Source organism: Candidatus Bathycorpusculum sp. (genome assembly GCF_009778815.1).
GTDB classification, from domain to species: Archaea; Thermoproteota; Bathyarchaeia; order Bathyarchaeales; family Bathycorpusculaceae; genus Bathycorpusculum; species Bathycorpusculum hydrogenotrophicum.
Map to the genome: position 1 here is coordinate 1 of NZ_WRFL01000125.1, position 2,789 is coordinate 2,789.

The window sequence follows — 2,789 nt, forward strand, 5'->3', positions numbered from 1 at the left end:
AAAACTCCACCCGGTGACTCGATTAGGTCGGCTGAAACAAACGGAAAAAAGCTACTAACGGTTGTGGTGTCGGCTACAAGCTTTTTACCCACTGTACCAAGAGCTAATTCGGGCTGAAAATACAGGGGACAGTCAAGACGTATAAAACGAGATTGTAGGGTGTCTTTGAGTTTTTTTGTTTTCCCTTTAAGCTCCTCAAGAGTATCAGCCTCCAAAGTGAGGTTAATTTTTAACTCAAATAATCGTGTACTCCCTGTTATCAAACCCTGATAAGTGGCTTGAGCCATGTCGTGTTTTAGTTTGGTTTCTTCTTTGGGCAGGCGGCCTTTGGATTGATCAGCTAAGAGAATACTTTTGAGCAAACGCAGGTATTTGCCCATCTGCGCACTAGCCACCTCGGGTGAGAGAGGCTTAATGTCTATTAGCACTTTTTCACATAATCCATAAAGCTCACTAACAAACCCGGGTAAGAGTTTACCGGGGAGTTGATAGATGGTAAAGGTTCGTTGGAGTTTACCGTTTTCAAGTTGAAGATGTTTAGGAAAAGTTTTAGCTACTTTGGCTTTGGAGAGCTCAGTTAGGGGTTGTTGTTTAAAATTGCACTGATCTATTATCCAATCGATAGGTTCAGTGCTTTCAATGAAGAAGCGGTAGTAAGTGGTTGTGAGTTCTTCTTCGTTGATTTGGAGGGTTTTTTGGGTTTTTTGGGCGGTTAACGTGGCTTGGCAGGGTAGGCTGTTTAGGAGGCGTTGGAAGCGGCCTAGGGTTTCTTGTCGTTTTTGTTTTGGTAGCATGATATAGTTTACTGGGAACACTTCATAGGTGCAAAGGGGTTGTTGGGGTTTGGGGGTAAGTCTAGTTTTCAGTAGATTTTTTTTGTGCATTTTGAGTTACCTCTTCGTCTTTGGTTTTTTGAGGGGGGTTGACTTGTAGGGTTATTTTTTGGGTGATGTCTGGGTGATCTTGGGGTTGGAGGTCTATTTGGAAAAGTCCGGGGTGGTCGGGGGTGAAATAAGTGCAAAAGTAGCCGTCTTGGTCAGTTAAACCACTTGAATGAGCGGTGTTGTTTACGTTCACTTTGAAAGTTTTGTTTGCGAGAATGTTTCCTGTTAGGTCTTTTAGGACTCCAACAATTTTTACAGGTGCTCCTATGGTTGCTGAGAGCAGCATAGACTTTGACTCTTGCTCCACACAATGTTTAGCTTTGGTGGCAGTGTGTTTTTGTTTTATCTGTAGGGTGAAGCGCCTTATCAGGCAGAGCAGGTGGGCTTCAGGAGAAACCGTTTTAATTTTTCGCGTAAACAAAGCCGCCCCACCAAAAAATATGCCACCGGCAACTACAATTTTAAGCACCAAATCAGCAAACACAAGCGAAGAAAGCCACGCCAACAAACCAAAGACTAAAAACATACCCATCTGCCGAACAGAAAACCGTCCAAGCGGAGTATCGAGCATTTGCTCATGCAAAAAACCCACATCCTCAAACCACAAAGTCTGAACCAACTCAGACAAACAAACAACCCTCCACAACAACATTTAGCAAAACACAACTACTGTCTAATTCACCGAAACTATGCCACAGCAGATCACACATAACATTTACCAATCCTCTAAACTATCAGAATATTTAAACCCCCAAAACCAACTCAGCAGCCAAAACCAAAACGGACAAGTGAAACCTGCAAGAAACAAAACATGCCAAAACCATTCTACCGTGTACAACCCAATGAGGTAAAAATGGGTTTTAATACAAAGACAACATCGTAAGAACCATCGTAAGAACCATCGTAAGAAAAGATAGGAAATAGTGCTATTGTATAAAAACGGCTAAAAACAGGTATAGCGGTGAAGCAGGGAGCAGGTTTAGATGGCTAGCAAAGTTAGATGTTGTTGGTGTGGCGATGTTCCAATTTATGTGGACTATCACGATAATGAATGGGGCCGACCCGTTCATGATGACAAAAAACTCTTTGAAATGCTACTTTTAGAGGGCGCACAAGCGGGACTGTCGTGGCTAACGGTACTTAAAAAACGCGAAAACTATCGAGCTGCCTTTGAGGGCTTTGACCCAGCAAAAGTTGCACACTATGATAACACCAAAATCGAAGAACTTTTAGCGAACACGGGAATTATCAAAAACCGCCTAAAAATCAACGCAGCTATAGCCAATGCAAAAGCGTTTCTCCGCATCCAAAAGGAACACGGCAGCTTTGACAAATACCTGTGGAGCTATGTAAATTATAAGCCAATTGTAAATCACTTTGAGAAAACAACGGATGTTATTGCAACTTCGCCTGTTTCTGATAAAATCAGCAAAGACCTCAAAAAACGTGGCATGAACTTTGTCGGCAGCACAATAATTTACGCATTCATGCAAGCCACAGGCATGGTCAACGACCACTTTACCGATTGCTTTGCTTATGAAGAACTAACAAAAGAAACCAGCTAACCAAAATATTTCATACTTGCAGGTTGTCTCTATGACTAAATAACTGCGAAATAGACTTTGCTTCACGTAATGTACAGACTCATAGTTCAACACTAAAAAAGTAGGCTTAATTGAGTGCGTAGGCTCAACAAAAAATGGCACTGGCAGTAAACAGTAAGCGTGTAGTTAGTGTCTTGGAAAAACTATGGTGTTATTGTAGTAAAACTATAACCGTGGGCATAAATTTTGATGCGCTCTAAATATGTGTAAGTTGTTAAAAAACGGTTTATAGTCGTGAAAATTTTTATGTTTTACCTGTGTATCAACAATTAAGGTGATAATTATGGCTAAACCCATTCCT

3 protein-coding genes are annotated in these 2,789 nt (G+C 41.4%); 1 reads left to right on the plus strand and 2 read right to left on the minus strand.

The genetic code is table 11. From position 1 onward, the window contains the following. Together FWF39_RS12275 and FWF39_RS12280 are read right to left on the minus strand one after the other, a co-directional pair. Window positions 1-884 (minus strand): hypothetical protein (locus FWF39_RS12275; RefSeq protein WP_343383724.1); only part of this gene is annotated, 884 nt, incomplete at its 3' end. Beyond that, window positions 856-1,512, minus strand: coding sequence for a hypothetical protein (locus FWF39_RS12280; protein WP_343383725.1), 657 nt, complete (start codon window positions 1,510-1,512; stop codon window positions 856-858). The genes FWF39_RS12280 and FWF39_RS12275, both read right to left, overlap by 29 nt. Window positions 1,513-1,867: 355 nt before the next feature. On the opposite strand from FWF39_RS12280, the gene FWF39_RS12285 reads away from it, so the two are divergent. Then, complete coding sequence (locus FWF39_RS12285) at window positions 1,868-2,449, plus strand: DNA-3-methyladenine glycosylase I (RefSeq protein WP_343383726.1); 582 nt, start codon at window positions 1,868-1,870, stop codon at window positions 2,447-2,449. The last annotated feature ends 340 nt before the right edge of the window (window positions 2,450-2,789 follow it).